Origin of the sequence: Desulfatitalea tepidiphila (assembly GCF_001293685.1) — a bacterium.
Lineage (GTDB): Bacteria > Desulfobacterota > Desulfobacteria > Desulfobacterales > Desulfosarcinaceae > Desulfatitalea > Desulfatitalea tepidiphila.
In genome coordinates this window covers 1,156,172-1,182,891 of record NZ_BCAG01000003.1, presented here as the reverse complement: position 1 = coordinate 1,182,891, position 26,720 = coordinate 1,156,172, and the positions used below count along the sequence as shown (strand labels likewise).

Below are 26,720 nucleotides of genomic sequence, written 5' to 3'. Positions count from 1 at the left end.
CAACCTCCTTATTTCATTGAAAGTGATTCACAGTTTCGTTCAAACTCCCTGAGAAAATCTTCCATGAAGCGCCCCGAATCGAACCAGCGGCGGATCTTTTCGATTTTCTCCTTCAAAATATCGAAATCTTCGGCCTTGCGCAGCGGACCGATCTTGAGACCGCCACTTCGCTCGGTGGCGATTTTATCCGGGTCGAGGGTCTGTAAGATTTGCGCAACCTTCATTCGAGCCGCCTTTTTAAAGGCCTCCTGGGTCGTGAGAAAGGCCTTGCCGATCTGTCCCAGGTAATCTTCCAGGGATTGGGTCTGGTCCTCTCCCTCCAGGTGATAACCGATGAATTGCCGAATCGTCTGTTCTTCTTTTCGGGTCCCTGCGGAGAAGGTCGTGTTGATCACATTGATCAATTCATTGAGGGTATCGAAAATGGTGTTCAGAGAGTGGGCCAGGCGTTCGAGCAGTTCCGCTGAAGAGAGATCTTCCGGGTGCACCTTGCGTCCTAGCAGAAGCCCGAAGATGCGGGTGAGCACTTCAGCATCGCCGATGGTCTCGGCGGGTACGCCCTTGGGCGAAAGCCGCTGCATGATGCGTTCGACCACCGGCCGGCCGGCGTCACCCCGGTCGGCCAACCGTAGAATCAAATGCGCCTCGATGGCCTGGGACGCGCGAGTCGGGTCGGCGGTGTAAATGGCGCGGATTTCGTCGGTGAGTTGTTGCACCAGGACGTCATCGCTCATGACTTGGGCTTTCGCTCCCTCGATCGTTCAGGTTGAATGACCACCGTTTTTTCCAGGTCAAGGTCTTCGGAAGAACTTTGATCCCCCGGCTTTGACCGCTCTGTCCGCCCTTTGGCACGCTCATCGGACGACGCGGATCCGATAAGAACGGTTTCTTCGAGATCTTCGGTGGACGGATCGATCTTTTCCGTTCTCGAGATGACCACGGTCTGCTCCAAATCCGCCTCCCAATGGATCTCCTCTTTGCGCACCGGTGAGACGGGCTTTTCATCGGGTGCGATGACCACGGTCTCTTCCAGATCCGGTGGCGCCGATTGAGTCCCTTCGGGCAAAGTCTCCGGCTCACCGGACGATCCCAGGATCACGGTTTCCACGAAATCGCCGTCTTCATTGGATGAATCCGAATTTGCGGAGGATGGCTCCGAAGCCGCGGGTTCAATGCCGGGCGACTGGCGCACCAAGGTCTCTTCCTCCCCGGAAGGTGGCTTCGCTTCGGGCCAGTGTTTTAGTACTTGATTCAGGATATCGGCAATGGCGGCGTCGTTGTTGGCGGTTGCGTCAGTGTCGGCGTCGACTTGCGCCGATTGCCGCCGCTCTTCCGCGACGCCTGAAACCGCCCCAGCTGGCTGAAAAAGAACCTGCCGGATATCGCTGCAAAGCGCTTCGAGGGCTTGAAGAAACGACGTTTCCTGCCATGCCGGTTCTGGTTCGTTACTGGCACGGAACAGCTCACCGCCCATCAACACGGCGCGCTGCCAAAACGTGCGCCATGCCGGTTCGATCCGCAACGCCGCGCCATCGTTTAGCAGGTGCCGCGCATCCAATGCCGGATCGATGGCGGCCGGATCTATCTCTTCACCCGGCGCGAGGACCTCCGGGTGGCCGACCAGCTTTTCGATCGCCGCCCAAACCGCCTCCATGCTCTGCCCGGCACCGGTCAGCAAGACATAACCCCATGCGGCGCCGAGGAAATGAAGCCTGCGGTTTACGATCCGCGTGCTTTTTGAAAGCCCGTGATCCACTTGGCCCACCGGATCGATCAGGCACAGCGAAAAGTTCCACGACCAGGGCAACCGCGCGTTTTTCACCGGCAGATCCACCCAGATAGCCTCGAGCGACATGCGGCCGACCGGATCGGCAACCCCGGCCTCTTCTTCGGGCAGGAGCCGAATCATATCCCCCAACAGGTTGAGTTTAAGGAAGAGGACCTCCAAAAATCGACGGCCGTCTTCTGGAAAAAGCAAGCCCCAGGAATCCGGCAGTGCATCATCGATCTTTCTGAATGCCGCCATCCGTCCGGGTTTACCTGTCCGACCAAGCCGCTGTGCGATCGATTCGCGCCTCTCACCGGACAACAAGGCCGTAAATTCGAGCAAATTGATCGTCGCCGCCGGCATCATCAGCATAAAAAAGGGATAGAAAAAGACCGGCCGCATCCGCTGGTGGACCAGGGTTTCAGGGCCATAACAATGGACAGCCTCCACGCACCCCACACAAGGCAAATCGCCGGCCAGTTCGTTGTGGGAGAGCAGGCGACTGAATCCTTCGATCAAGGCGGCGCAATCCTTGAGCCTTTCAGGGGCCGAGGCCTGACGATCAGGTGCGTAAAATGGAAAATCCGGTGATTCGCCGGCACAGGCAGGGCAGTATAGATATCGTTCAAGGGAATTGCTGTAGTCCCCAAGGCCCGCATCTTGAAGTAATCGGTCTTCCCGGCATACGGTCAAGTCTCGTCCGCAACCGGGGCATCGGGGTTGGCACCATCGATTCCGGTAGTCACAGCGAAATAGCGGACGAAAGGCCCGCAACCGCCTTTCCGCGTCGACCTGCTCTTCGAAAACCGGTTGGCATTGCCCAGGCCGTCGGATCTCGATCCGCTTGAATGCGGCCTGCCACAACTGCTCCACCATGACATTGTTGATCGGCAAGAGCTCCGCTCCTGGCACAGGATAGCGATCCGGTTGGACGAGCAGAAAGAGATCCGCCATCGCTCCGCCCTGCCCGCCTGAAACCCTGCCTTCGCACACCACGGCAAAAGGCCCGGACGATTCCAACACGCCGCGAACCGGCGCCTTCGCCTGGTCCGGCATCAATGCCGGCAGCACCAGTCGCAGCCCTGTTCCAGCGCCATTCAGATAAGGCAACAAAGTGGGATGGGTTGTCGTGTTCGTTCCGGTCATAACCGATGAATCCCCAAAAATAAGCCGGCAGGTCGCTTTATGCCCTGACTCGATCCGTTTCCAATCTCGCCTTGATCCAGCCTTAGCCCTGATCCACGATCAACGTTAATTGCAGTTTGCTACGGAAAAGAACGCTAAAATGTGCCTGGTCCATAGTGGACCTCTCCCCCTGGTATGCCGCCTGTCGGCCGGGAGACTGGTGGTTAGTATTACCAAGTGAAAATATAATAAATCCAGGCAATAGTCAAGATTCATATCGGTGGGAACCAGGTTTACGCGACAAAGGCTCATCGCCCCGTCCATTGATGGAATTCCGCCAATACCTGTTCGTATATTTCTACGTAACGCCCCGCACAATTTTCCCAGGTCAATTGCTCCGCCCGCAGCCACTGGGCGGCATTGGCCGCCAATCGCCGGCCCAACCCCGGGTCATCCATGATGCGCTGCATACAGGCGGCCAGACGAGCCGCATCGCCCACCGGAAAAAGCAAACCCCGCTCGCCGTCCGCGATCAACTCCCGCACCCCTTCGATATCGCTGGCCACCACCGGCACCCCGGCGGCCATGGCCTCCATGACGACGCTGGAACGCGCTTCGCCGGCACTGGCCAGGACCAGCAGATCGCTCGCTGCAAGGTAATCGGTCACCTGTTCGGGCGGCACCTGTCCCGTGAATCGAACGCGATAATCGATGCCAAGCTCGTCTGCCAGGAATTGAAGCCGTCCCATCTCCGGACCGTCTCCGATGATCAGCAACTGGGGCCGGCCAACCGTTTCCGGAAGAGACGCAAACGCACGGATGACGACATCGACCTGTTTAAGCGCAATGAGGTTTCCGATTACCGCGACCACGAACGGGGTCTCGATTGTCTTCCCGGCTCTCCCAAAGGTCATCTCCACACCATTGGGAATCACCAGAATGTCGCGGCGGCCGGCCGGCACCCATGGTCGAACCCTGCCGGCCAGATCGTTCCCCACGCAGACGATCCGATCATTCAGACGCGAAGCCCAATGAATCAGTCGCCTGAAGATCCGATTTTTGGCAGCCAGGCGTACATCACTGCCGTGCAGACTCGTGATGACCGGCACCCCGACCCAGCGGCCGGCAATCCCTCCAATCAAACCCGCAAACGACCAGTGGGCGTGTATCAGGTCGGCTCTGCGGGCATGACGAATGGTAGCAACTAACAGGGAGACAAAGAAGAGAGGGACCAACGCCCATGCCCATCGGTGTTCGTTCAGGACCGCTGGGATGCCGCCCGGCCGATGAGAAAGGATTTGCCAGATTTGGGGCGCATAGCGAATTGCCCTGACTCGAATACCCTGTGATGCCGCAGGCCCATCCATCGACCGATCACAGGCCGGCGTCAACACCGTCACTACGAATCTCTTCGGCAACTCGCGCAACATCCTATTTATATATACGCCGCTGGCGGGGTAAACCGACGAAGGAAAAGAAGTAGTGAGTACCAGCAACCGCATGGTCAATCCCGATGCTTGGGATCGAGATCTTCTTGCCCGTCTTTTTTGCAGGCTTGACCTTCGGGTGGCCTGACCTGTTGCCTTAGCAAGCTGATCTGGCTGATCTGCTCGGAGATCAGTCCCATCATGAAGATGATCACCGACGTGGAAAACAGCAGCGCGCTCATGTTGGTGAAACGATGGGCCGTCAGATAAGTATAGGCATAGTTGATCAACCCCATCAGGAAGATTCCGCCGGACACCGGCAAAAAAATGCGCAGCGGCGAGTAGAGCGTGCAGATTTTCAAAATGATCATGAAGAAGCGGATGCCGTCGCGCACCGGCCGGATGCGGCTGCGGCCATGCTGCCGCGGCCGGACGTTGATCGGCACATACTTCACGCTGAACCCGCTACGCAACAGCACCAGCGTCATGGTCGTAGGCCACGAGTACCCGTTGGGCAAAAGCGGCAGCATGTCACGGGCCAGATCGGCTCTCACGGCCCGAAAGCCTGAAGTCAGATCCTTGACAGGAAAACCGGTGACAAAAGAAGCCAGCCGGTTGTATGCGGCGTTCATCAAACGCCGGCCCAGCGAGGAATGCTGTCGATCCGTGCGCGCGCCGACCACCATGTCGTAGCCGTCCATGTGGGTCAACAGCTTGGGGATGTCTTCGGGGTCGTGCTGGCCGTCGGCGTCCATGAACACCAGGATGTCGCCTTTAGCGATTCGAATGCCGGTTTTGATGGCCGCACCGTTGCCGATGTTATAGGGATGATGGACCGCCAAGATATTCCCATGCAAAGCTGTTGCTTCGCAAAATTGGTCTGTAGAGCCGTCATTGACAAGGACCACTTCATGGAAACGGCACTTAAGTTTCAGCTCCGGAATTAATCGGCGTAGAAAAGCATCCTCGTTGTAGGCAGGAATGGTGATGGAGATTTTTCGATTCGCCATAGCCCTTGGCAGATGTTTAAGATCTCAAGAAAATGATGATGTCATATTTTGGGTAAAAACATCGTTCCGTTACAGATTCGGGGTGATTCAATCAGAGTTTCTAAAACAGTTGTATTCGATTAAAAATCAACTCTCCCGTCTTTCAACGTGTAGGTTCGGTTATAAGGATGCACCGGCAAATCGGGCAAAATCGATTTTTCCACCAACTCATCAAGCGTATGAGGGTAACGATCGTATTTCGAATGAAAGATATCTACTGCTGATTGCAGCAAGACCACCCCCTCCAGTGCCATTATTCTATCGCTCAGGGACTTTTTCAGGCGTTCATCATCGGTTTTTTCATAAATGGCTGTTAAGAATTCGATAGCGGTTCGCGTGTGACCCGCTTGAGATGCCAGTCTTGAAGCCAGTGTTATGAGAAATGGCGGGGCACCAGGAACAGTATATGCCTCCATTAATTTTTCAGAGGCCTTCAGGCGATCGTTCAGAAAATAATAGTAGTCGAACCCAATAAAAAAACCCGGCTCCCAATCCCAGGGTCGATGCTCTTTACTGCGCTCCAGTATGGCCAATGTTTCGTCAAACTTTTGAACTTCCCAGGGAAGGGTTGTCTGAGCCAGACGATAGGTGCTTTTGAAATAGGGGTCAAGTTGGCTGCTCTGGTCCATCAATCTTGCTACAGCATCCCACTCTTCAGCACCAGCCGCAGGTGATTGCTCACTGCCGATGAAAGCTGAGGCCTCCAGCAGGAGATAGTTGGCCACCATCCCCTTGAATTCGCCTGCAAGTGCCTTGATCATCTCGGTTGGGAACGGCAGCACGGAAGCGTGCAACCGGTAGACATAATCAGTGCGATGGTTGTCAGTATTAAAACGAGCCAACACATGCAGTGCGATGGCAACGATCAGAACGGAAGTCAAAATGATTGTTTTTCTTTTCATGACAACTCCCGGCGCTGAAACACGAGAATTGTCAAAGCAAGAACAATGACCACATAACTAAGGCCATAAACGGCGGTCCAAATCAGTGCGCCGGTTTCAAGCGGAAGGCCATATCCAGCCGCGGTTTTAAGATCGAAAGCTTGAAGGTTGGGGAAAACCCATGTCACCACACTGATCAAACCAGCATAGATCTCATTAACGCCCTTGCCATCATCGAACATATTTCTTACAATTTCAACATTCTGTCCTATGAAATAAGTACATGCCGTGATCAAGAGGGCAATGTAGGAACTCGTGGTCAAACAGGTGAAGAGCTGAGCTATGGCCGTCAATATGATCAGACTCAAATAACTGAAGAAAATAGACAGTATGAAAATAAGCCAAGAATAGTTGGGCGGAACGTATGGCGGCGCTATCAGCATGGTGGCTTTGACACCGGCGGCAGAAAAAAAACCAAGTATTGCAACTGAGGTGCCCACCATGAATGTCAAACCGAAAAATTTTCCCAGCACATATTGCCATCGTGCGATGGGACGCGAAAGAATCATGTAAATCGTTCTTTTTTCAAAATCCCTTGAAAGCAGATTGATCCCCATGAAAAAAATGACTGCCAGACCGGAAAGGGACACGGTGGACAAACCCAAGTCGACCGAAACCTTGCTCAAGTCATGCGCAAACATCTGCGTGAAAACGATATTGAAAGCGGAGAAAAGAACGGCCACCAGGAGGATACCAAGCAGAATGCGGTTTCGAACCCCTTCCTTGAATGTGATCTTACTCAATAACCAGATCTGCTTCATGACTTTTGCCCTCATCCTGTTTGATCAAATCAACAAAAGCTTGCTCCAACCCGCCGACCTGGGGCGTCAGATCCTTCAAGCCGCCACAGTAGAGAAGACGTCCACGATTGAGGATCCCCACGCGGTCGCAGACCCTTTCAATATCACTCAGAATATGAGAGCTGAAAAAAACGGTCTGGCCATTTTTCCGCAACTCCAGAATCAGGTCGGCCACCAATCGACGCCCCAAGGGGTCAAGACCGCTCATGGGTTCGTCCAATATGCAGATCTCAGGCTTGTGAATCAGAGCCAAAGCCAAGCCGGTGCGCTGGACCATCCCCTTGGAATAAGTTCGCAAACGCTGTTTTTTGACATGCAGAAGATTTAGATTTTCCAGCAGTTCATCAATTCGCTGAACAGATTCGTTCTTGCTCATATGGGCCGCCTTGGCCCCAAAAGTCAAGATTTCTTCAGCAGTTAGATGGTCGTAAAAAAAGGGGTTCTCCGGAAGATAACCGACATCCTTTCGCACCAGAGGATCGTCGACCGGGCGACCATTGACCTTGGCCTCTCCGGAACTGGGTCTGATAAAATCCATCAGAATCTTAATGACCGTACTCTTACCAGCCCCGTTTGGCCCCAGGAACCCGAAAACCTCCCCGCTGTTGATTTTAAGATTGAGATCACTGACTGCGGGCTTGCTGTTTCGCAGCCCCTTTCGATACTTTTTGCTCAAATGTTGAATGTCAATTGTCATCATGTGGCCTTTATGATCATTTTGTCGCTAAAACAGGAATTTTGCATTCCGGCGAACTGAAACAAATGCACAGGCTATGATCTCATAACGCTATCACCATACCCCTACAATATGTATATGACCGAATTTATATTTTTTTTCAATGCTAAAGCCAAATCAATGCGCATGAATTTCCATATCTATCACCACGTAGTATTTGATGCCCCATCTGAATGGACAATGCCCACCGAGACTGGCTCTTTCAATACGACACAAGAGCAACTCTCCCGCACTGCCTATTCGTCGGAAAACAAAGGCGCCGGCATTATGCCGGCGCCTTTTTCTTAGAAATATTGATAGATAGTGATTCTTTTAAACTTGGCTATTATCTCACAGCCCAGGGGTTTCCGCTCGGTCCATTCTGGCCCTGAAGATCATCTGTTCCGGCCGTTGAGCCAGGGTCATCCCCAGCTGCCAGCAATGTACCGTCTGTGCCGGGCGCTTCGTCGAAGTAAACTGCAGTAACATCGCTATCAACCGCAAAGTAGGTGTTTCCGTTGATATGTTTCGAAATTCCGGCAAAGGAAGCAAATCCACCGGCAGCTTCCGTACCAGCAACTAGCATGACATTGTTTCCCAAGGGAAGCTGGATGCCGCGGTCGTCACCCTGGGCAGTTACGTTGACCACAGGAACGTTGTTGCCGACAGCACCGGTCGGTCCGGTCAAAAGCACACCCGCTCCACCACCAAAAGCATTGAAGACCAATGGATTGGCCTGGGGGACGGCGTCAGTTCCGCCAAACATCTGCCAATCCGAGAAGAGTGCGGCCTGCGTCGTGGACAAATTGCGAATATCGCTCTGGGCCGAAGAGTTGAAACCGCGGATGCGGTAGGCCGCAAACTGCGGGATGGCGATGGCGGCCAGGATGCCGATGATGGCGATGACGATCATAAGTTCGATGAGTGTGAAACCTTTTTGATTCCGTTTAAACATGGTCTTTCCTCCTTTGGTCTTTCAACAATAGAATGCTGGGTTAAAAAAAGGGTTTTAGGGTGAACTGAAACTTTGTTTCAAATTTTTGGTCCACAGGGGCCGCTCTCTGTGTCACCTCCTTCGCGCTTCAGTTTCTCGTTGCGAAGGGATAAAGCAATCGGTGTGCCACTTTTTAAATCGGGATGGAATTTTCGGCAACCCTCTGTTTTTTGGCACTTATTGGATTATCCACCAAAACGTACCGTCAATTTGATAGCACTCGGCAACCGTGTGCCAAACAAATTACGCGCGCTTTGACAAAAATCGTCAAGTGCCCGGCTGAAAAATCTTCGATTACACCACAACCCGCCGAGCCACATGCTCTGGCGATTTGGCTTTCATCTAATATTGATGGCTTCGTAGAGGCCCGGAATCAGGTTTTGCAGTCATTCCGGTGAAATCCGGAATCCGGTATTTTCAATAAGTTCTGGATGCCGATTCGAAGCCTGCCCCGGACCACGACCCGGCTCCGGCATGACACCTCTGCGACTTCTTTTGACCGGCCAGGGAGTACAAAATTGACGAATATTATATGAGGAAGGCGAGCGACGCTAATCGGCCGCTTCGATATTCAGCTTGTCCAACCGATAGCGGAACGACCGGAAGGTGATGCCGAGAAGTTCGGCGGCCTTGTTCTTGTTGCCGCTGGTGCACTCCAAGGCCTTTTTAAGGTAGGCCTGTTCGATGTCGGCCAGGATGTTGTCCAGGGAGACGCCGTGGGGCACTTCGTCCAGATCGAAGCGCTTGTTCTGAACACCCTCGATCCAGCGGCGCTTGTGGATGGACATGGCCAGGCTGTCAGGCAACAGAATGTTGGTGGAGGAGAGGGCCACTGAGCGTTCGATGAGGTTTTCCAGCTCGCGCACGTTGCCGGGAAAGTTGTATTTTTTGAGCAGGTCGATGGCGTAAGAAGAAACCTTGGTCACCTCTTTGCCCATCTCGCGGCTGAATTTCTCGATGAAGTGCTGGGTAAGGATCTTCAGGTCGCCTTTGCGCTCGCGCAGGGGGGGCACCTTGATCTCGATGACGTTGAGTCGGTAAAACAGATCCTCGCGGAAACGCCCTGCGATGACCTCGTCTTCTAGACGCTTGTTGGTGGCCGAGATGATGCGAATATCCACGTTGATGTCGCGGGTGCCGCCCACGGCGCGAAAACTGCGCTCCTGCACGGCCCGCAGCAGCTTGACCTGCATGGTGATGCTCAGTTCACCGACCTCGTCCAGGAAGATGGTGCCGCCGTGGGCCGCTTCGAGCAGGCCCTGCTTGTCCTGGGTGGCGCCGGTGAAGGCACCCTTCTTGTGGCCGAAAAACTCACTCTCCACCAGGGTTTCGGGAATGCCGCCGCAGTTGACGGGGATGAAGGCCTTGTCGGCGCGGTCGCTGTTGTCATGAATAGCCCGGGCGATGAGCTCTTTTCCGGTGCCGCTTTCGCCGGTAATCAATATATTGGTGCGCGTCTTGGCCACCTGGCGCACCATCTGGTAGATGTGCAGCATGCGGGGGCTGCCGCCCACGATCTTATCGAAATGAACCGTGCTTTTCAGCTCGTCTTCCATGGCCTCGCGCTCGGCATCGAGGGTCTTGCGCTCCAGGGCGTTGGCGATGGTCTCCTTGAGCTCGTCGTTGTCGAACGGCTTGGGAACGTAGTCGTAGGCCCCGTCGTTCATGGCTTCGACCGCCGTTTCGGTGGTGGCGAAGGCCGAAATCATGATGACCACGATGTTGGGGTTCTTCCGCTTTGCAGCGCGCAATACATCCAGGCCGGTAAGGTCCCCCAGCTTGATGTCGGTGAGCACCAGATCATAATCCGTCGCCTGGATCTTCTCGATCGCCTTGCGGCCGTTTTCGGCCAGGTCGATCTGGTAGCCTTCTTTGGAGAGCATGTATTCGAGCAGTTCGCGCATGCTCCGCTCGTCGTCGACAATCAGCAGATGGGCATCGGATGGGGTCATAGGAGATAGTCTAAAGTTTGAAGTTTTAAGTTTAAAGTGTGGGCGGGCGCAAAGCCCGCCCCTACACATCCGAGATCAAACCAGCGACCGCTTTTATGAATGGGGTCTCGAAGGGGCGGGTTTTATCCCCGCCCCAAAGACCCAGCGCCGACATCTTGATACGTTATCTTGCCGCCCAGGATGGTCATCACGGCTTTGCCTTTGAGCTGCCATCCGTCGAAGGGCGTGTTGCGGCTCTTGGAATTTAGATCGACGGCCTTGACCGTGAAGACTTTTTCCGGGTCGATGAGCGTCAAATCGGCCGTCAGCCCAGCGCGCACACCGCTCTCCATCCCCAGGATGCGGGCCGGCGCCGCGGCCATGCGGGTGATGAGCGTATCGATGGTCAACACCCCCTCCTGCACCAACTTCAACCCCAGCGGCAGGGAGGTCTCCAGGCCGATGATGCCGTTGGCCGCCCGGTCGAACTCCACCTCCTTTTCCATCACCGAATGGGGGGCATGGTCCGTGGCGATGGCATCCAGCGTGCCGTCGGCCAATCCCTGCCTGACGGCCTCGCGATCCTCTTCGGATCTCAGGGGTGGGTTCATCTTGGCGTGGGTGTTGTAACCCTCAACGGCTGCGTCGGTGAGCGTGAAGTAGTGCGGCGCGGTTTCGGCCGTCACCCGAATACCCTCTTCTTTGGCGCGCCGGATGGCGGTCACCGATTGGCGGGCACTGACATGGGCGATATGCACCGGCGCCCCGGTGAGCTGGGCCAGAGCGATGTCGCGCATCACCATGACGCTTTCGGCGGCATTGGGAATACCGGACAACCCCATGCGGGTGGCGGTAACCCCTTCGTTCATGGCGCCGCCCTCTGCCAAATGCAAGTCCTCGCAATGGGAGACGACCAGGAGGCCGAACGCGGCCGCATATTCCAGTGCACGTCGCATGAGCTGGGCATTCATCACAGGCCGACCGTCATCGCTCACACCCACGGCGCCGGCGGCCTTCAGCTCGCCGAATTCGCACAACTGCTCGCCCTTGATCCCCTTGCTGATGGCGGCCACGGGCAGCACCCGCACCAGGCCCGCCTCGACCCCTCGCTGGCGGATCAGGGCGGTAATGGCCGGTTCATCGTTCACCGGATCGGTGTTGGGCATGGTGGCTACGGCCGTGAACCCGCCCGCCGCCGCGGCCCGGCTGCCGGTGAGGATCGTCTCTTTATACTCCTGTCCCGGCTCGCGAAAATGGACATGCATGTCGATGAGCCCCGGCGTCAACCATAAGCCCTGCGCTTCGATGACCTGCATCTCGCTTTCGCCGCCCACTCGATCCAGTGTGCCGACCGGCTGCACCGCGGCGATGCGCCCCTTTTCGATCAGGACATCGCTCACCTGGTCCAGTTTTCCCGGGTCGATGACCCGCGCGCCTCTAATCAGCATCGGCATTGCGACCGCCTCCCAGGACCAGGTAAAGGAGCGCCATGCGCACGGCCACTCCGTTGGTCACTTGATTCAAAATAAGGGAATGGGGCCCATCGGCCACATCCGGAGCAATTTCCACGCCGCGATTGATCGGGCCGGGGTGCATGACCACTGCATCAGGCTTGGCCAGGGCCAGACGTTCCCGATTCAATCCATACTGACGAGCGTACTCGCGCTCGGTCGCCATGGTAAAACGCTTCTGGCGCTCCTTCTGAATCCGCAGCATCATCACCACATCGGCGCCGTCGATCGCAGCGTCCATGCTCCCTGCCACATCGGCCCCCAGCGCTTCGATACCACGGGGCATCATGGTGGGCGGACCGGCCAGCACGACCTTGGACCCCATCTTGGTCAATCCTTCAATATTGGAGCGCGCCACTCGACTGTGGGCGATATCGCCGACAATGGCAATGCGCAGGCCGGACAAGGTCTTTTTGTGCTGCCGGATGGTCAGCATATCCAGCAACGCCTGGGTGGGATGGGCATGGGTGCCGTCACCGGCATTGATCACCGATGCCTGGATGCGTTCGGCCAGGAACTGGGGCGCTCCAGAATAGGCGTGACGCAGCACCACCACATCGGGCCGCATGGACTCCAGGGTGCGGGCCGTGTCCAGCAGGGTTTCGCCCTTGACCAGGCTGCTCATGTCGGCCGAAATGGCCAGGCTGTCGGCGCTGAGCCGTTTGGCCGCCAGGTCGAACGAGAGGCGGGTGCGGGTGCTCGGCTCATAAAAGAACAGCACCACGGTTTTACCCCTGAGGGTGGGCACCTTCTTGATGGGCCGTTCGGAAATCTCTTTCATGCCCTCGGCCGTATCCAGGATCAACTGGATCTCCTGGCGTGACAGCGAGGCGATATCGAGGATGTCTTTTCGTTCCAGCGGCATGGCCCACCTGAACCCCGGTTCGAGGGAAAAGTACCGGATGAATTCCTAACAATCAGATAGTGTTATGTATCATTATGAATCTAACGGATAATATCGGCCAGTCGGTCCCAACGCACGCTGAATTCGTCCCGATCCCAGGACCAATAGATCATGAACGCCTTGCCGCGCAAGGCCGATTCATCCACGAACCCCCAGAAACGGCTGTCGTTGCTCTCGTCGCGATTGTCGCCCATGACGAACAGCTTCCCCTCTGGGACGGTCACCGGGCCGAAATTGTCCCGGGGCTGATACCCGCGGGGGAAAACCCGGGAATCGACATGAATGGCGTGTGGATTTTCGCGGACCGCTCCATTCACGTAAACTTTTTTGTTTCTGATCTCCACCTTGTCGCCACCGACCGCCACAACCCGCTTGATAAAGTCCTTGCTGGGGTCCTCAGGATATTTGAATACCACGATGTCGCCGGGTTCCGGCTTGCTGATGGGAATGAGGGTTTTGTCGGTGAAGGGGATCTTGATTCCATAAATGAACTTATTGACTAGAATGTAGTCTCCGATCAGCAGCGTGTCCTGCATGGAGCCCGATGGGATTTTAAACGCCTGGACGACAAAGGTGCGAATAAACAGGGCCAGTATGATGGCAATAACGAGGGCCTCGATATTTTCGCGAAGCTTACCTTTTGCAGGTCGGGATGAAGGAGCGGCTTCCTGGTTGGATTCCTTTTTCAAATCGTTTTTCTACCTCGTTGCATTCCATTCCCGGTCAGCGGGGCGGTTCGATGTTCACTTACGGACATCCCGGCGAAACCCGGGACCCAGCATTTTCAATCAGTTCTGTATGCCGGATAAAAGCGTCCCCGGACCACGATCCGAAGCCCGGCATGATGCCACGGAATGTCGCGCGCCTTGCTCTCAAACTGCTTACGGCGCCGTCCGGCAACGACTTTTCACATGGCCATCACGACAGTTATCGGCAACAACAACCTATCACAAAACAGGCAGAATTCCTTCACTTTAGACTTTGCACTTAAAACTTAACACTTTATATCTTAACAAATTGCTTTTGTTCTCTTTTTTTATCATGTCATTTATGTAACAGATCAGTTCAATACGGCATTCCCGATCCGCAACACGATGTTCGCCAGGATCCCGGCCGCGATGTCGTCGAGCACGATGCCCCATCCCCCACCCAGGTTGCGATCGAGCTGCCGCACCGGCGGCGGTTTGAGGATGTCAAAAAACCTGAACAAAATAAAACCGGCGAGGCAATTCACCGGAGTAAAGGGCATGCCGAGCAGCGCCACCGCCATGCCGGCAATTTCGTCAATAACGATGCAGCCCGGATCTTTGTCCCCGAGATGGCGCGCAGCCTCGCCGGCGCTCCAGACCGCTACCAGGGTCAAAACAAGCATGATCGCCAGGGACCCGACCCAACTTACCCTCGACAGGACAAACGCAAGCGGCAACCCCAGCAAGGCTCCGAATGTTCCCGGTGCCGTCGGCGCACGACCGATATAGCCACCTGTCGCCAAAAATATGACCACCCGGCGCCTTAAAAGCATGGCCCGCTTCTACCGGTTGCTTCGACTTTTGTCAAGGTGCTGTTGACGGCAAGTAGGCGCAAAAACACTATTTTTAAATCCCACCGGTTGCGATCCGACGAATGCCGGTCTACTCAAACGACGGTTCATCCGACGAGCCATCCGACTATTTTTGGTCTGCCGCAGCCTTCAAAATCGCCGCATACACCTCCTGCAGCGGCAATTGGCGCTCCCTGGCGATGGATCTGCATACCTCGTATTCAGGCACAATGCGATCCCCACCGGCAAACCCCTTGATCTTTTTCACCCTCACCGGACCAAAGGGTGATGGCATCTCCACCAATTCCCTCTCCAGCGCCGTGCGATACACCTCGTAAAATCGAACCCCCAGCGATGAGGTCTCTGCCAGGATGCGCCCAACGACCCGCTCGCGATCTATCGGCCCGCAAAGCACCTGGACCATGGTGCCCGGCCGATTCTTTTTCATGAAGACCGGCACCCAAAAAACATCCAGCGCACCGTCTTCAAAAAGGCGTTCCATCAGATATCCGAAAATCTCCGGATTCATATCATCGATATTGGTCTCGATCATGACCAATCGCTGGGCACCATCAATTTTCCATGTGTTTTCGACCTCGCCCAGCATCACCCGCAGCAGGTTGGGCTGACTCTCCAGCTCGGTCGTCCCGGCCCCATAGCCGACCTGCCGCACGCGCATCACCGGCATCGGCCCGAAGTGTCCGGCGCTGCCAGCCACAATGGCCGCACCGGTCGGCGTCACCAACTCCTTTTCGATCCCATTGCCGTACACCGGCAGGCCTTTGAGGATCTCCACAGTGGCCGGCGCCGGCACCGGCAAAACACCGTGGGCGCAGCGCACAAAACCACCGCCCATGGGCAGCGCGGAGGCAACCACGGTCTCCACTCCCAACCACTCCAGCCCCAAACAGCTCCCAACGATATCCACAATGGCATCGACCCCGCCCACCTCGTGGAAATGCACCGAAGCCTTGTCGCAGCCGTGAATCCGAGCTTCGGCCGCGGCAATGCGATCGAAAATCGCCAAGCTCATCGTCTTGACTCTATCGGAAAGCGGACTTTTCTCTATAAGCGATTGGATAGACTGGTAATCCCGGTGGTGATGGGTCTCTTCGGAAACCACCGCCACCTGGGCCGCTGCAATTCCGTGCCTCGACACCGCCTGGGATCGAATGTCAAATCCATCCAAAGGCAGCGCGCGTATCTGTTCCTTGAGCCAGTCGACCGGTACCCCCAGGTGAACCAGCGCCCCCAAGGCCATGTCCCCACTGATACCGGAGAAACAGTCAAAATAGGCCAGACTCATGCCAGGGAAGCTCCTATTCCATTAGCGGTTGACAATTTTTTTCGCAGGGTTAATATAGCGCACGAAAAATCTGCGGAAGTGGACAGCTCACTGGTGGGGCTCCCGGACTTCAAATCCGGTGTGGGGCGCTAAAACCGTCCCGGGTGGGTTCGATTCCCATGCACTTCCGCCACTTTTTCCTTTAAAATCAATAAGTTAAAAATTAAAAACCCGATTTAGTCAACGTTTGGTCAACATTCGTTAAACAGGCCACCTTCGAACGATACTTTTCAAGCCGCCTGATCGCTTCCAGTTTATCCGACTCTTCGACCACATCATACCGCTGATCCATATCGTGGATGGCGTGACCGGTGATCGCCATTCGAACGGTACGGTCAACACCTGCTCGCCTCATATCAGTGACGAAGGTGTGCCGTAGATCATGGAAAATAAAGCCGCCTTTCACGTCACGCCCCCAGGCAATGCCCGCATTTTTGCAGGCAGATTTAAGCCCCTGGCTAAAATTCCTGGTGATCGGCTTGCTGTAATAGAGAAACACATGGGGATCGTGAATAGACCTTGGAATTGACTGGATAACCCGATAGACGGCCTCTGCCATCGGGATCGACTTGGCCTTCCCCTCTTTGGTGTCTTCGGCCTCAAGCCGGATCATGCGGCCCTTCATATCGATTTTATCCCAGGTCAACGCCGTAATTTCACCTTTGCGCATACCGGACCAATACCCGATCGTCAAAATATTTTTAAGATGGTTCGGACTGGCCTCAAGAAGCCGGGCAAATTCATCGATGGTCAAATATCTGTCTCGAGCATTGGCATGACCCTTTAACAATTTTTTGACGCGCCGGAAAGAGCGAAGGGCATCACCCCCGACCTTGCCGTTATCGAAGCCCTTGATGACCATCGTTTTGACGTAATTTATTTCATCGTCAATGGTTTTTAATTTTAAATTTTGCCCCAGGCGCTTGGCTTGCAAATCCTCAAGGTCAGCCGGTAAAATATCGGCCACAATTCGTTGCCCGTAAGCCTCTTTGAATTTGTTAATGTATCCCTTTACCGTTTTGTATGATTTTAGTGTTTTTACAGACTCTAACGCCAAGTACCAATCGGCCAGTTCTGAAAATGTGAGTTTGTGTTCAGGCAGGATATCGAGCACCCGGTTTTCTGCTTTCTGAACCGACCGCTTTGCAAGGGCTGTGCGTGCATCGGCAATGGAATTTCCTTGAAGCCCCTCCATGGCCTCGACGCTCTCACGTCGTTGTACGGTCTTGCCGGTCTTTGGATCGCGATATCTAAAATCAATCCAGTATTTGACCAGTCGGGATTTTTTTAACTCATCCAATTCCAGGCCACAAGAAACACATCGCTTTTTTTTCACGGATTGTTTGCGCTTGCAGGCCGGACATTCTTGTAAAATTGCCATCTTAGCCCCCTTTTTGGCTGCCCCTTTGAATATGCCCACAGGCAGGCCGGCAAAGGGTTTCCGGCTTTTCGGGAGCGACCCTATCCTGTGGGTGTCACTTTGTATCCCGATTTGATTGTTTATGGCAATACCTGGCATCTTTGATCACTGAGCATAGCTATCCGGATCGACCCTTGACCGCCTGATAAAATTCATTAGAGACTCAACACTGACGCGCGTCATACGAGCCCCAACATTGATGGCTGTCAGGTGCCGGTCTGCAATCAGTTTGTGGACATACTCGGCGCTGCAATCAAGCATTTTTGCAGCTTTCGAAACCTGTATATATTGCTGCCTTTCTTTCATTATTTTACCTCTGCATCCAATTTGATCTAGAAACTGCCGGCCGGGCAGATCTGGTGCTCTGCGCCTGGCGCGATGGTGCCGTGTTGGTGGTGGTGGTTTTTGTGGCCCTGGTCTGTTGCTCTAATTGCTCAAAATTGATCCTTTGAAGCCCCGCCCGGATCGCTGCCGCGTAGGCGTATACCTCACAGTCGAGCGCCTCGTTTTTGCTGCGGATTTTTTGCCACTCAAGGACCGGATAGCCCTTGTGATATTTTGTGATCTGTTTTTCGGCTGTCAGCTGTTGAAAGTAGTCGGCATCCAGGCCGATCGGCCAATGGTAGACGCCTTGCCCATTGGTCTGCTGCAGGCGGGAGTAAATCGTTGATTTGCCTGTGTCGCTGCCCACAGGCCAGACTTGCACGCCGGCCTTGATGGTGGTGCCTCGATAACTCACGTCCACAGCATGCGGCCGGCCGATGATCGGCTTGCCCGGTTGCGACTGGCCCTTGACCGCAAAACATCGCGGCCCGCGCGTTCGGACAAAGTTATAGACCACCTGCGTTCGGTTGCCGTCGCCGCTGTCGATAGCAGCACTGACTATTTGCAGATCGGCGCCCGATGCGTGTCGGTAATTTCGATTTAATAATTGATCCAGCTGCCCCCACACTTCGGGCTGTGAGGTGTCGCCGTATAGCTCGCCCCAGAACACCAGGTATGACGCCTCGCCACGGCCCCAGGCCCGAATGACCACGGCAAGGCGGTCGTGTTGCACATCGGTGCCACAGGTAAGCAGGTAGGCGCCGGCCGGCACTTCCATGAACGGATATGGTTCGCAGCGTGTGTGTAGGTTTTCCCAGGCGGGTTGGCTGCCTCGATCCTCCCAGCACTCACCCAGCACGGTATTGATGAAGGTCTTTAACTTGTCGCGATTTTTGCCGATGGATTCGCGCTCTTCGGCCAGTTTGGCCCAGGTGGCATTTGGGCTGTAGCTGTACGCGGCCCAAATGTGGAAACCGGCATGGCCGTTGAAGGGCTTTGTCGCCCGCCATTCTCCGCGTTCAATCATCCATCGCTTGTGACTGTGTGCAATGAGTTTTTCGCATGACTCGCACTGGTAGGCCGCCTGTTCGGGTTGCCCCTTCGGCCAGGTCAGGCGTTGCCACTTAAGCACCTGCATGTGGCCACAGTGCGGGCATGGTACAAAGTAGCGCCGCTGATCGCTTTGGTTGAAGCTGTCCTCGATGCGACTTAGACCGCTGATGGTTGGCGTCGATCCAAGCACGATTTTTCGATTCCAAAAATATTCAGTGCGCCGGATGCCAAGCATGATCTGATCGCCCTCTGCGCCGGCGCCACCTGGCGGGTAACCGTCTGTCTCATCGAAGAGCACGACGCGTGCCGATATGCGCCGGAAACCACGCGGGCTGTTGGCGCCCACCATGATGAGCGTGCCACCTGGAAAAGATTTTTTCAGGATGGTGTTGTTTGAGTAGCGCGTTCTGGCATCGGCCACCAGGCCGGCCAGGCATGGCGTATCGCGCAACATTGGAGCGATTTCGTCTTTGGAATACCCCTCGGCATCCTCGATGGTCGGTTGCACCACAAGGATCGGTGCCGGGTCCTGGTGCACGTGATAGCCGATGGTGTGGTTGATTATTTTTGTGTATCCCACACGAGCGGATTTCATGATGGTGATGCGCTCCACACAGGGGTCGGTGATGGCATCCATAATGCCCGCCTGGTAAGGCAAGGAGCGCCATTTTCCGGCCTCTGCGCTCGATTCCGGGGATAGATACGCGTACGTGTCGGCCCACTGGCTGAGCGTCATTTTAGGCGGTGGCCGCCATGCGGTGATGGCTTGGTTCCATATATCGATGGCCGCACTACTGAATTTTTGCATCGCTCAAATCTTTCAGAGTTCCCTCGATGATCTCTTCCACAGTGAAAAGCAGGCGCTCACGCTGTGCCGCGTCGGCGATGGCCTCATGCACCAGTGGGGCCACCTGCGCCTTGATGCCAAGCAGTCTGGTGCGCGCCTGCATGATGAGTTTTTCAAGCAGGCCCTGCACCTCTGCGGCCGGCACGAGCATGCCCTTTTTTTCTTCCAGTTCCAGCCGTCGAAGCTCTGCCAGGTGGTGCTCTTTTTGGCGCCTGGCCTCGGCGAAGGATGGACCGGTATCGCCTGGATCGTATGACGGATGCAGGCCGCCCTCTAAGGCCGCGTCGGCTGCCACAGGGTCTATGACGTAGCGCGCGCCCACTTTTTGGCAGGCGTTGCCAAGCAGGCCCTTTTTGATCCATGCTGTAACCTGCGATGGGGTCACCTGGCGGTGCTTTGCGTAATTTGCTGCGTTCATATTAGCTATCTTCCTGATATCTTTATAGGTTTTTGGCCCCTATTCCTGGATGGCTATCGGGCTGGGCGCGACCTCGATAGCTCTTCGGCCCGGAAGGACCCAACTGGCGCTCTAATTCGGCCATCAGCTGAACGAGTTCGAACACAGCTGCTTCGGATCGTTTCCGGGCAGGTGACCGCTTCGGGATCTGGCGTTGTACCCACAGAAGTTGCTCGGCGATCTGCTGGACTTGCTCTATTTGGCCCTGTATCTTTTTGTGCACAACTGCCGCCTTTCACAGTGCCTACCACAGAACACGCGTTTTTATGTTTTTATATTTATTTTCAGTGTGTTATCAGGCTGTTAACGCATTGTTACGCATTTTTTTAATTGTGTTACGCATTTATTTTTATAATTTTCAATATGTTATCTCAATTTGTTAACGGTTACGCATATTTTGAAACTACCTTTACATATGTTTTTTCCTAGGACTAAACTCCGAAAAAAGCGTAACGCGTAACAAATCAGTCGAACTGTGTCATTTTTGATTTTAATTCAATAACTTCCGCTGTTACGCATTTGTTAACGCATTTGGTTTTTGTTAACGCATTTTTGCCATCTTCATCGGAAAGCTCTATTCCGGTCCAAATTCGTTTAGGTGTGCCATTGACGCGCGAGTGACTATCGGACACACCACAATTTTTCACCCTACGGCTGAACAAATTATCAGATAGGCATTCAATCTCGCTGTCCTGACACCACTTTGAATAGGCTGCATACAAGTCGGCCTTTACGACCCAGGCCCCTTGGCTAAGGGCGCACTGCTCATTGATGAACAGCTGAACCGAATCGCTGATAGCCCGATACTGATCTGTGTTAACCTGAACGCTCTGAGGCGGTTGCAGGCCGCTTTTCCGCCACTGCCGCAAGCCCTCAAGCGCCCAATTCAATATGCCGGGCAATTCGCGGCTTAGCTTCTGTTCAAGGCGCTTGTCCTGCATGTGGTCGGCAATGCGGTTCGGAAAATTGACCAATTTGATGCGTCGCCAGATTGCATGGTCAGTGCCGGTGATTCTCGGCAGGTGGTTGCCGACAAGCAGGATTTTACAAAGCGGTTCGAATTCAAAAAATTCTTGATGCAGAAACCTGGCTGCAATTGTGTCATTTCCGGTGACGGTTTTTACGAACACCTCGTTCAACTGCTCACCCTCTGCCAGTTCGTTGGCAATTACCATTCGGGCGCCCGCCAATCTGGCAATGTCATTTGGGACGCTCGATCCTCTTTTGACCAAAAATGCGCCAAAGTCCGATTGGATAGCTAAATCGCCCAAAATTTTGCGCAATGTGTTGACAAAGACGCTCTTGCCGTTGCTTCCATCGCCATAAAGAAAGAAAAGGCACTGCTCGGAAGTGTCCCCGGTCAGGCTGTATCCGGCCGCCCGTTGAACAAAAGCTGCATCTTCTGGCGCCAACACATCGGATAGATACTTGATCCAGGTCGGCGCTGTGGCGCTCGGATCATAGGCCACGGGCGCCATTTTTGTGATCATGTCACCCGGATTGTGTAATTGAAGCACATCGGTCTTTAAATTGAGCGTACCGTTTTTCAAATTGAGCAGCCACGGGTTAGCGTCAAGCTCTTCTGCCCGAACCGGCACCCCGTCTTCACTCTGCGCCAGATCGATCATGTCATTTCGTGCTCTTTTGGATTCACTTTTCACAGCAAATTGCACGATTTTCTTTCTTTGGTCAGGATCGTTTTCCGATTGTGCTTCACCATAGATTTTTCTGACAACATTTTTTGCAAGGCTTTTTATTTTTCCACCATTGTCAGGTGCCCATTGCCGGCCGTTCCATATGAACCACTTGCCCATAGTGTGACAGTATCTCACTTGATCGCGGTACTGTTCTGCGAAGCGTTCAGCTAACCCGGTATCGGTCAGGGGATAGCTCTTTAATGTCTGGCCGTTGGCAATGCTCTGCTTTGCCCTGGCAATGGTGCGCTGGATATAATCCACACGAAGCGCCTTTTGAGGCTCTAAATGATGCTTTCGCCTGAATGCAAGAATTAACGGGCCAATATTCTCTTCGTCGATGCCGCAATTAATCGCCTGTGATGCAAGCGCAAGATCATACTCGCTCGGCGATGGTAGGTCAGGACGTTGATGATTCCAAGTCGCCTGGAATTTGTCAGAAGCCTGTGAAAGCAGTTCGGTCAAACCGGGATCGACCACTTGATTCGGATCGATTGTGACAGGCTTGCAATCGGCTTTGCCGGACGGCCTATTTTCGATCTGATCGATGGGAAGCAGAAATGCTTCGAAGCTATCTATATTATAATAGTAGTCGTTGACCTCGACAATTTCTGCCCTTACATCCGGGCATCCGGGCTTGCTGTTGATCGTGCCGGCCACACGATAAACCCGACTTAGGTCGAAGGTGCTGTCGATTTCATATTTCAGGTTGTACTTTTTTTGAAAGGTGCCGTTGAACCGACGCGCTAAGATTTGGGCCTGTTCACGTTCATTTTCAGACTCAAAAATCCATGGCTCTTTAAAAATCCAGAAGGCTTGCAGGCCATGTCCTGAATGAATGATCATGGTAGGCCGTAGAGGAAACCCATCGATAATCTTTCGGGCAGCATTGATATCAGGTGGCAGGTTTTTCTTCTGATGGCCCGGCCCGGCGATATCAAGATCGATGCCCAGGCCGACTATCCCAGCTGTGGTGTCAGCGGTCAATCTCTTGTGGGGTCCAAGGTCTTTTCTTGATAGCCCCATTCCGAAATATACGTTGGTATCATCGGCCTTGACCGATGCGGCTGCATCGGCCGGATCGGTGAACCATGTGGATATTTTGCTACGGCTTCGCCACAGGTGAAAATAGAGGCATTCCTCTTTGTGGCTAAAGAACGTTGCAAAAAATTCACCGATCAAGCCACCCCCCGCTGAACGTCGATCAATATACCCGCGTTGCTTAGTGGCTTGAGATTTATCAAGCCATTTGCCGCAAGGATATTGAGTGCCCTTTTCAACTCATCGACCGTCATCCTTTTAGCTGTCGATGATTTGCAACATAGAACTTCTGCTAATCGATGATATTCAGTCGGACCGGTTGACTGGATAAAAATCAGTAATGCTTCGGCTAAAGCGTGATCTATAGGGTTTTCTGGTCGGATATTCATTGTTGCACCTCTAATTATAGTTTGGCGATACGCTCTTCGAATGCCTGTTTGTAGTACTTTAAATTGAACACCCTGGCTTGAGCATATTGAAATTTGGAAAGCAGGGCCATGCCTTCGGCAGTTACCCTTGGCGCCCACTCGCCGCCATCTTTTTCAATAAATATTACAAAATCAGGGGGGCTATCTATTTGAAACGCTTTGATGACATCCGTGCCGTTAATGGCCTCGCCTGCGTATTCGCGTGAAATGCCGCCTTGAACAATTGTGAAAAAGAGATAAACCCCCACCAGGTCATCGAATGACCAGCGAGTAATGAAGTCGGGCTCTCTTGGCGGATAACTGGGCAAGCACAGTGTGGTCGATGGCAAGGCCCTAATGGTGCCTATGCTTTTACCGGTAATGAAGGCAAGATCGCGGTTGGTAAATGTTCGGTTCATTTTGATGCTCCATGTGTGGGTTGTTAATCTTGTTAAACCCTGTCTTTTGGGTCTTTACTGCATTAAGCTGGATTCCATATAATTCAATTTTTGGCCTCGAACAAGGTCATTTTTTGATTTTTTTTAAATTATTTCAGTGTGTAAAGCGGGATTTTACACTTTAAAAAGGCAGGGATTTTGTTTTTTTATCGTAATGTCAAGGGCTTGCGATAGTTGGTCTGCATTCTAAGCGTTTTTTCGGTGACGCTGCCCCTCTGTGCGATTTTTTGCGCGAAGGCCCTATCGATGATCACATCTATTTCCAGGCCTCCGGGCCCGTCTCGCTCTTCTGTCCGTGCTTCCACCCCCGAAGAGTTATACACATTTACTACTGTGTTGTTTTTACTACCATTTGCTTCCACACCCAGGCGGCCGTCCGCGCCACGACGCAAGGGCATGATGGCCTCGGTTCCGGCCTCACCGGCGCCAATCCACTGGCCGTTTGTGAGTGGGAATACTGTCGGGCTTGAAAGTATATCGCCCGAAGCATGCCACTTGATGCCGTGCCGATCATAGACCAGGCCCTTGGCGCCCCAATTCGCCAGGGCACCTGTTTGGCTGTTTGTGCCAAGTGATACGCTTGTACTATTTGTGGAAAACATGCCGCCGATGATATTGTTGGCGATGGCCTTGGCTGCCATCTGGCCAATCATATCCGACCAAGCCCGAACGATTGAGTCGAATATTGAACTGGCATAGTCTTCGAACGAATCAAGCTTGCCGGTCATCGCGTCATAGAATAGATTCGAAAAATTTTCCTGCATCGCCCAGGCGGTACGCTCTGTCATGCCGGTAAGCTCATCGTTTTTAGTCTGGAAAAGCTCGTTGCGCTTGCTCAGTAGCTCTTCAATCTCGCTGTAGCCCTGGTCGGCCTCATCGCCTGGCGTATTGATAGATACCCAATCGGCAGTATTTGAACTCACGTTGACCGGTGGTGGTGTGGGCAATGCCGGCACCAAGGGCAGAGGCGCCACAGGCTTTGTCTTGTCTGTCGTATGAAGTGAAGCAATCCACTGCTCATAGTCGGCCTTGAACTTTTCGAAGCCCTCGGTGTGCACGCCTATCTTATAGCGGATCTCGCCGTTTTCCGTGATGCGAACGGTGCGGTCGAGCATTTCGACAATCTCACGGGTCTTTGCAAGTGCCGCGTCGGTATCCAGGCCGGCCAGCTGTGAAAAGTCAAACAGGCCCCGCCTTGCATACTCGCCGGCCCGCTCCATGATGCCGTGAAACTCTTCGAACTGCGCCCCCACAGAGGCAATCTTGGCAATATAGCCCGCCAGGCGTGCCGCCACGCCGGCTGCACCTTCAAGGGCACTGCCAAGGCTTTCGATGTACTGGGGCAAATTCTGATCGATCAAGTTCTGATTTTCTTCGATCCAGGTGGTGAAGCGGTCGGCCACATTCGTGATCGATGGCGCCAAGGTCACAAGCACGCCTTTGAATTGCACGCCAAGCACATCCACGAGTGTGTCAAGTTTTGCCTTGGCCTCGGCCGCCTGGTCCACCAGGTGGCTGTCTAAAACTAATCCCAGTGATCGCGCGCGGTCGCGTAGTCGCTCGATTTCGCCCGAACCGGCCCGAAGCATCGCCACGAACTGCTCGCCGCCCTGCCCGCCGAATAATTCATCGGCGATGCGTATCTGAGCGGCCCGGCCAAGGCCCTGGATGCGGTCGGTGATCTCAAGAAGCAATCCTGGTGTATCGGATAGCTTGGCGTTGACCTCTTCTTGTGTGTAGCCCAGGCGTTGAAAGGCTTCGGCAGCACTGCCGGCGCCGGTCACTGCGAACTCATCGGCACGCAAGTTCAATTCTTTCAAGCCATCGGTCAAGGCGTCGGCCGTCACCTGGTATTGCTTCGCCGCATAGGTCAATTCCTGGTAGGCTTCGGCACTCACGCCGGCCATCTCTGCGTTGCGCTTGATCTCGGCCGTCGAGTCGATGGCGCCCTTGACCAGAAGCCCGAAGCCCGCCACGCCGGCCGCCGCTGCCATGGCGCCCTGCAATCCTGAAAAGGTCCTGGTCAAGTTGGTGACCTGCGCCCCGATACTGTCAAAGGCCCCGGTGGCCATATTTTTTGCAGATAGGATGATTTCAAGTTTGTGATCGGTCATATTCTTTCACCCGCCAATTTTCGCCGGAAGTTTGCCTGGATATTGCGCCATGCCTGGATGTGGTGGCGCTCATAAAAGGGATCGATGATCGGCCGCGCCGGTGTCTTCAAGGCACGTGTGGTGTCGCGCAAAAAGAGAAACTTTCGATTTGCCGAACGCTCGCTCAAATTGTCGGCCTTGTGCCGAAAAAAGCGCCGGCGCCGTTCGGTCACCTGCGATGTGAAGCCCTCTTGCTGCCGCTGCGCGATGCGCTTCCAAGATGCCGACACCTTCGGTCCGGTCCAACCGATGGCCACGGTCATATCATCGACCATGTGATAGCGGATCGGGATCGCCAGGCGTTGAAGTGGCCTATTTGGTCGTGTGGATTTATTTCGGCGACGTGCCAGGAAGGTTAGAGGTGCGAAGCGGTCGCCGGCCCGGATCTCTGCCTTTAGCTCTTTAGATAGCCTGAAGGCTTCAACTTTGAGCGCCGTTTGCAGGGCCTTGATGGCGTTCGCCTGGTGTGACTTGAGTGCTCGTTGAAGTTCCGGCGCGCCCTTTAGTGTGACTTCCATAGACCTTTTCCAGTGTGGCCGCCTCTAAGGTCCGGATCTTTTTCATGACGCCCGGTGACAGATCTATTCCCAGGCGTATGGCCTCTTGATACAAGACGTTGTAGTCCAGGCCGATGACACCCATCGGACCGGCCCGCCACTGCGTCTGCACGGCAAGCCACAATTCTAAAGCGTCTTGATTTTCGGGCAGTAAGGCAGGTGGTTGCCACTCGCAATCCTCGCATGGCGGGTTGCCGCTGTTGGCTTTGAAGCAGGTCTGGCAGTATTGCCGGCGCTGCGCGTCGGCCAGGGACCGCCA

At 54.3% G+C, this 26,720-nt stretch carries 23 protein-coding genes and 1 tRNA gene; 1 reads left to right on the top strand and 23 read right to left on the bottom strand.

All coding sequences use genetic code 11. The features are described 5' to 3' along the window. Positions 1-8 precede the first annotated feature (8 nt). The 14 genes from DFT_RS09915 to larC form a co-directional block, all read right to left on the bottom strand. Positions 9-734 carry a hypothetical protein gene (locus DFT_RS09915; RefSeq protein WP_054031041.1) on the bottom strand — a complete coding sequence of 242 codons (726 nt, stop codon included), beginning with the start codon at positions 732-734 and terminating at the stop codon, positions 9-11. Further along, positions 731-2,914: a hypothetical protein gene (locus DFT_RS09910; RefSeq protein WP_152971932.1), complete on the bottom strand. Its 2,184-nt coding sequence runs from the start codon at positions 2,912-2,914 to the stop codon at positions 731-733. Before DFT_RS09910 ends, DFT_RS09915 begins: the two co-directional genes overlap by 4 nt. 287 nt (positions 2,915-3,201) lie before the next feature. Next, positions 3,202-4,395: a glycosyltransferase gene (locus DFT_RS09905; RefSeq protein WP_076750492.1), complete on the bottom strand. Its 1,194-nt coding sequence runs from the start codon at positions 4,393-4,395 to the stop codon at positions 3,202-3,204. Positions 4,396-4,397: 2 nt separating this feature from the next. Then, positions 4,398-5,330 carry a glycosyltransferase family 2 protein gene (locus tag DFT_RS09900; protein ID WP_076750491.1) on the bottom strand — a complete coding sequence of 311 codons (933 nt, stop codon included), beginning with the start codon at positions 5,328-5,330 and terminating at the stop codon, positions 4,398-4,400. A 119-nt stretch (positions 5,331-5,449) separates the two neighbouring features. Next, on the bottom strand, positions 5,450-6,271 hold the full coding sequence (locus tag DFT_RS09895) for a hypothetical protein (protein WP_054031038.1): 822 nt from the start codon (positions 6,269-6,271) through the stop codon (positions 5,450-5,452). Next, positions 6,268-7,071: an ABC transporter permease gene (locus DFT_RS09890; protein ID WP_054031037.1), complete on the bottom strand. Its 804-nt coding sequence runs from the start codon at positions 7,069-7,071 to the stop codon at positions 6,268-6,270. Before DFT_RS09890 ends, DFT_RS09895 begins: the two co-directional genes overlap by 4 nt. After that, a complete protein-coding gene (locus DFT_RS09885; protein WP_054032421.1) occupies positions 7,046-7,807 on the bottom strand; it encodes an ABC transporter ATP-binding protein in 762 nt (253 codons plus the stop codon). Before DFT_RS09885 ends, DFT_RS09890 begins: the two co-directional genes overlap by 26 nt. A gap of 364 nt (positions 7,808-8,171) precedes the next feature. Further along, complete coding sequence (locus tag DFT_RS27450; RefSeq protein ID WP_083453420.1) at positions 8,172-8,780, bottom strand: prepilin-type N-terminal cleavage/methylation domain-containing protein; 609 nt, start codon at positions 8,778-8,780, stop codon at positions 8,172-8,174. A 590-nt stretch (positions 8,781-9,370) separates the two neighbouring features. Beyond that, positions 9,371-10,771, bottom strand: coding sequence for a sigma-54-dependent transcriptional regulator (locus DFT_RS09875; protein WP_054031036.1), 1,401 nt, complete (start codon positions 10,769-10,771; stop codon positions 9,371-9,373). A 122-nt stretch (positions 10,772-10,893) separates the two neighbouring features. Continuing rightward, positions 10,894-12,204: a dihydroorotase gene (locus DFT_RS09870; RefSeq protein WP_054031035.1), complete on the bottom strand. Its 1,311-nt coding sequence runs from the start codon at positions 12,202-12,204 to the stop codon at positions 10,894-10,896. Continuing rightward, positions 12,188-13,126 carry an aspartate carbamoyltransferase catalytic subunit gene (locus DFT_RS09865; protein WP_054031034.1) on the bottom strand — a complete coding sequence of 313 codons (939 nt, stop codon included), beginning with the start codon at positions 13,124-13,126 and terminating at the stop codon, positions 12,188-12,190. The genes DFT_RS09870 and DFT_RS09865 overlap by 17 nt, the downstream gene beginning before the upstream one ends. An 80-nt stretch (positions 13,127-13,206) precedes the next feature. Further along, positions 13,207-13,854, bottom strand: coding sequence for a signal peptidase I (lepB, locus tag DFT_RS09860; protein ID WP_054031033.1), 648 nt, complete (start codon positions 13,852-13,854; stop codon positions 13,207-13,209). A 371-nt stretch (positions 13,855-14,225) separates the two neighbouring features. Then, positions 14,226-14,687, bottom strand: a complete 462-nt coding sequence (locus DFT_RS09855) for a phosphatidylglycerophosphatase A family protein (protein WP_076750489.1) — start codon at positions 14,685-14,687, stop codon at positions 14,226-14,228. A gap of 145 nt (positions 14,688-14,832) precedes the next feature. Beyond that, positions 14,833-16,011 (bottom strand): nickel pincer cofactor biosynthesis protein LarC, encoded by a 1,179-nt coding sequence (gene larC, locus DFT_RS09850; protein WP_054031031.1) that lies wholly within the window; start codon positions 16,009-16,011, stop codon positions 14,833-14,835. A gap of 74 nt (positions 16,012-16,085) precedes the next feature. Between larC and DFT_RS09845 the strand changes: the two genes are divergently transcribed. After that, positions 16,086-16,183, top strand: a tRNA-Sec gene (locus DFT_RS09845). A gap of 30 nt (positions 16,184-16,213) precedes the next feature. Here the strand turns inward: DFT_RS09845 and DFT_RS09840 are convergent. The 9 genes from DFT_RS09840 to DFT_RS27270 form a co-directional block, all read right to left on the bottom strand. Next, positions 16,214-17,431 (bottom strand): tyrosine-type recombinase/integrase, encoded by a 1,218-nt coding sequence (locus DFT_RS09840; protein WP_076750674.1) that lies wholly within the window; start codon positions 17,429-17,431, stop codon positions 16,214-16,216. Positions 17,432-17,780: 349 nt separating this feature from the next. After that, positions 17,781-19,655 carry a phage terminase large subunit family protein gene (locus DFT_RS09830; protein WP_054031028.1) on the bottom strand — a complete coding sequence of 625 codons (1,875 nt, stop codon included), beginning with the start codon at positions 19,653-19,655 and terminating at the stop codon, positions 17,781-17,783. Next, entirely contained in the window at positions 19,639-20,112 is a 474-nt protein-coding gene (locus DFT_RS09825; RefSeq protein WP_054031027.1) for a hypothetical protein, read from the bottom strand. The genes DFT_RS09830 and DFT_RS09825 overlap by 17 nt, the downstream gene beginning before the upstream one ends. Positions 20,113-20,615: 503 nt before the next feature. Then, entirely contained in the window at positions 20,616-23,027 is a 2,412-nt protein-coding gene (locus tag DFT_RS09815; protein WP_054031025.1) for a DNA primase family protein, read from the bottom strand. Beyond that, entirely contained in the window at positions 23,024-23,275 is a 252-nt protein-coding gene (locus DFT_RS25795) for a hypothetical protein (protein ID WP_152971930.1), read from the bottom strand. Before DFT_RS25795 ends, DFT_RS09815 begins: the two co-directional genes overlap by 4 nt. Before the next feature lie 14 nt (positions 23,276-23,289). Continuing rightward, entirely contained in the window at positions 23,290-23,712 is a 423-nt protein-coding gene (locus tag DFT_RS09810; RefSeq protein ID WP_054031024.1) for a hypothetical protein, read from the bottom strand. A gap of 185 nt (positions 23,713-23,897) precedes the next feature. After that, the gene (locus tag DFT_RS09805; RefSeq protein WP_054031023.1) at positions 23,898-25,865 is read right to left on the bottom strand and encodes a hypothetical protein; all 1,968 of its coding nucleotides are present in this window, start codon (positions 25,863-25,865) and stop codon (positions 23,898-23,900) included. Beyond that, on the bottom strand, positions 25,862-26,422 hold the full coding sequence (locus tag DFT_RS25790) for a hypothetical protein (RefSeq protein ID WP_054031022.1): 561 nt from the start codon (positions 26,420-26,422) through the stop codon (positions 25,862-25,864). The genes DFT_RS09805 and DFT_RS25790 overlap by 4 nt, the downstream gene beginning before the upstream one ends. Beyond that, entirely contained in the window at positions 26,325-26,711 is a 387-nt protein-coding gene (locus DFT_RS27270) for a DUF1799 domain-containing protein (RefSeq protein ID WP_369688322.1), read from the bottom strand. The genes DFT_RS25790 and DFT_RS27270 overlap by 98 nt, the downstream gene beginning before the upstream one ends. Between the last annotated feature and the right edge of the window lie 9 nt (positions 26,712-26,720).

Excerpts from the sequence above, each read along its gene's own strand:
- DFT_RS25790 (WP_054031022.1), bottom strand. The coding sequence starts at position 26,422 with ATGGAAGTCACACTAAAGGGCGCGCCGGAACTTCAACGAGCACTCAAG.
- DFT_RS09890 (WP_054031037.1), bottom strand. The coding sequence starts at position 7,071 with ATGAAGCAGATCTGGTTATTGAGTAAGATCACATTCAAGGAAGGGGTT.
- larC (WP_054031031.1), bottom strand. The coding sequence starts at position 16,011 with ATGAGTCTGGCCTATTTTGACTGTTTCTCCGGTATCAGTGGGGACATG.
- DFT_RS09905 (WP_076750492.1), bottom strand. The coding sequence starts at position 4,395 with ATGCGGTTGCTGGTACTCACTACTTCTTTTCCTTCGTCGGTTTACCCC.
- DFT_RS09830 (WP_054031028.1), bottom strand. The coding sequence starts at position 19,655 with ATGCAAAAATTCAGTAGTGCGGCCATCGATATATGGAACCAAGCCATC.
- DFT_RS09810 (WP_054031024.1), bottom strand. The coding sequence starts at position 23,712 with ATGAACCGAACATTTACCAACCGCGATCTTGCCTTCATTACCGGTAAA.
- DFT_RS09840 (WP_076750674.1), bottom strand. The coding sequence starts at position 17,431 with ATGGCAATTTTACAAGAATGTCCGGCCTGCAAGCGCAAACAATCCGTG.
- DFT_RS09885 (WP_054032421.1), bottom strand. The coding sequence starts at position 7,807 with ATGACAATTGACATTCAACATTTGAGCAAAAAGTATCGAAAGGGGCTG.
- DFT_RS25795 (WP_152971930.1), bottom strand. The coding sequence starts at position 23,275 with ATGAATATCCGACCAGAAAACCCTATAGATCACGCTTTAGCCGAAGCA.
- DFT_RS09855 (WP_076750489.1), bottom strand. The coding sequence starts at position 14,687 with ATGCTTTTAAGGCGCCGGGTGGTCATATTTTTGGCGACAGGTGGCTAT.
- DFT_RS09865 (WP_054031034.1), bottom strand. The coding sequence starts at position 13,126 with ATGCCGCTGGAACGAAAAGACATCCTCGATATCGCCTCGCTGTCACGC.
- DFT_RS09870 (WP_054031035.1), bottom strand. The coding sequence starts at position 12,204 with ATGCCGATGCTGATTAGAGGCGCGCGGGTCATCGACCCGGGAAAACTG.
- DFT_RS09915 (WP_054031041.1), bottom strand. The coding sequence starts at position 734 with ATGAGCGATGACGTCCTGGTGCAACAACTCACCGACGAAATCCGCGCC.
- DFT_RS09900 (WP_076750491.1), bottom strand. The coding sequence starts at position 5,330 with ATGGCGAATCGAAAAATCTCCATCACCATTCCTGCCTACAACGAGGAT.
- DFT_RS09825 (WP_054031027.1), bottom strand. The coding sequence starts at position 20,112 with ATGAACGCAGCAAATTACGCAAAGCACCGCCAGGTGACCCCATCGCAG.
- DFT_RS09895 (WP_054031038.1), bottom strand. The coding sequence starts at position 6,271 with ATGAAAAGAAAAACAATCATTTTGACTTCCGTTCTGATCGTTGCCATC.
- DFT_RS09805 (WP_054031023.1), bottom strand. The coding sequence starts at position 25,865 with ATGACCGATCACAAACTTGAAATCATCCTATCTGCAAAAAATATGGCC.
- DFT_RS09875 (WP_054031036.1), bottom strand. The coding sequence starts at position 10,771 with ATGACCCCATCCGATGCCCATCTGCTGATTGTCGACGACGAGCGGAGC.
- DFT_RS27450 (WP_083453420.1), bottom strand. The coding sequence starts at position 8,780 with ATGTTTAAACGGAATCAAAAAGGTTTCACACTCATCGAACTTATGATC.
- DFT_RS09910 (WP_152971932.1), bottom strand. The coding sequence starts at position 2,914 with ATGACCGGAACGAACACGACAACCCATCCCACTTTGTTGCCTTATCTG.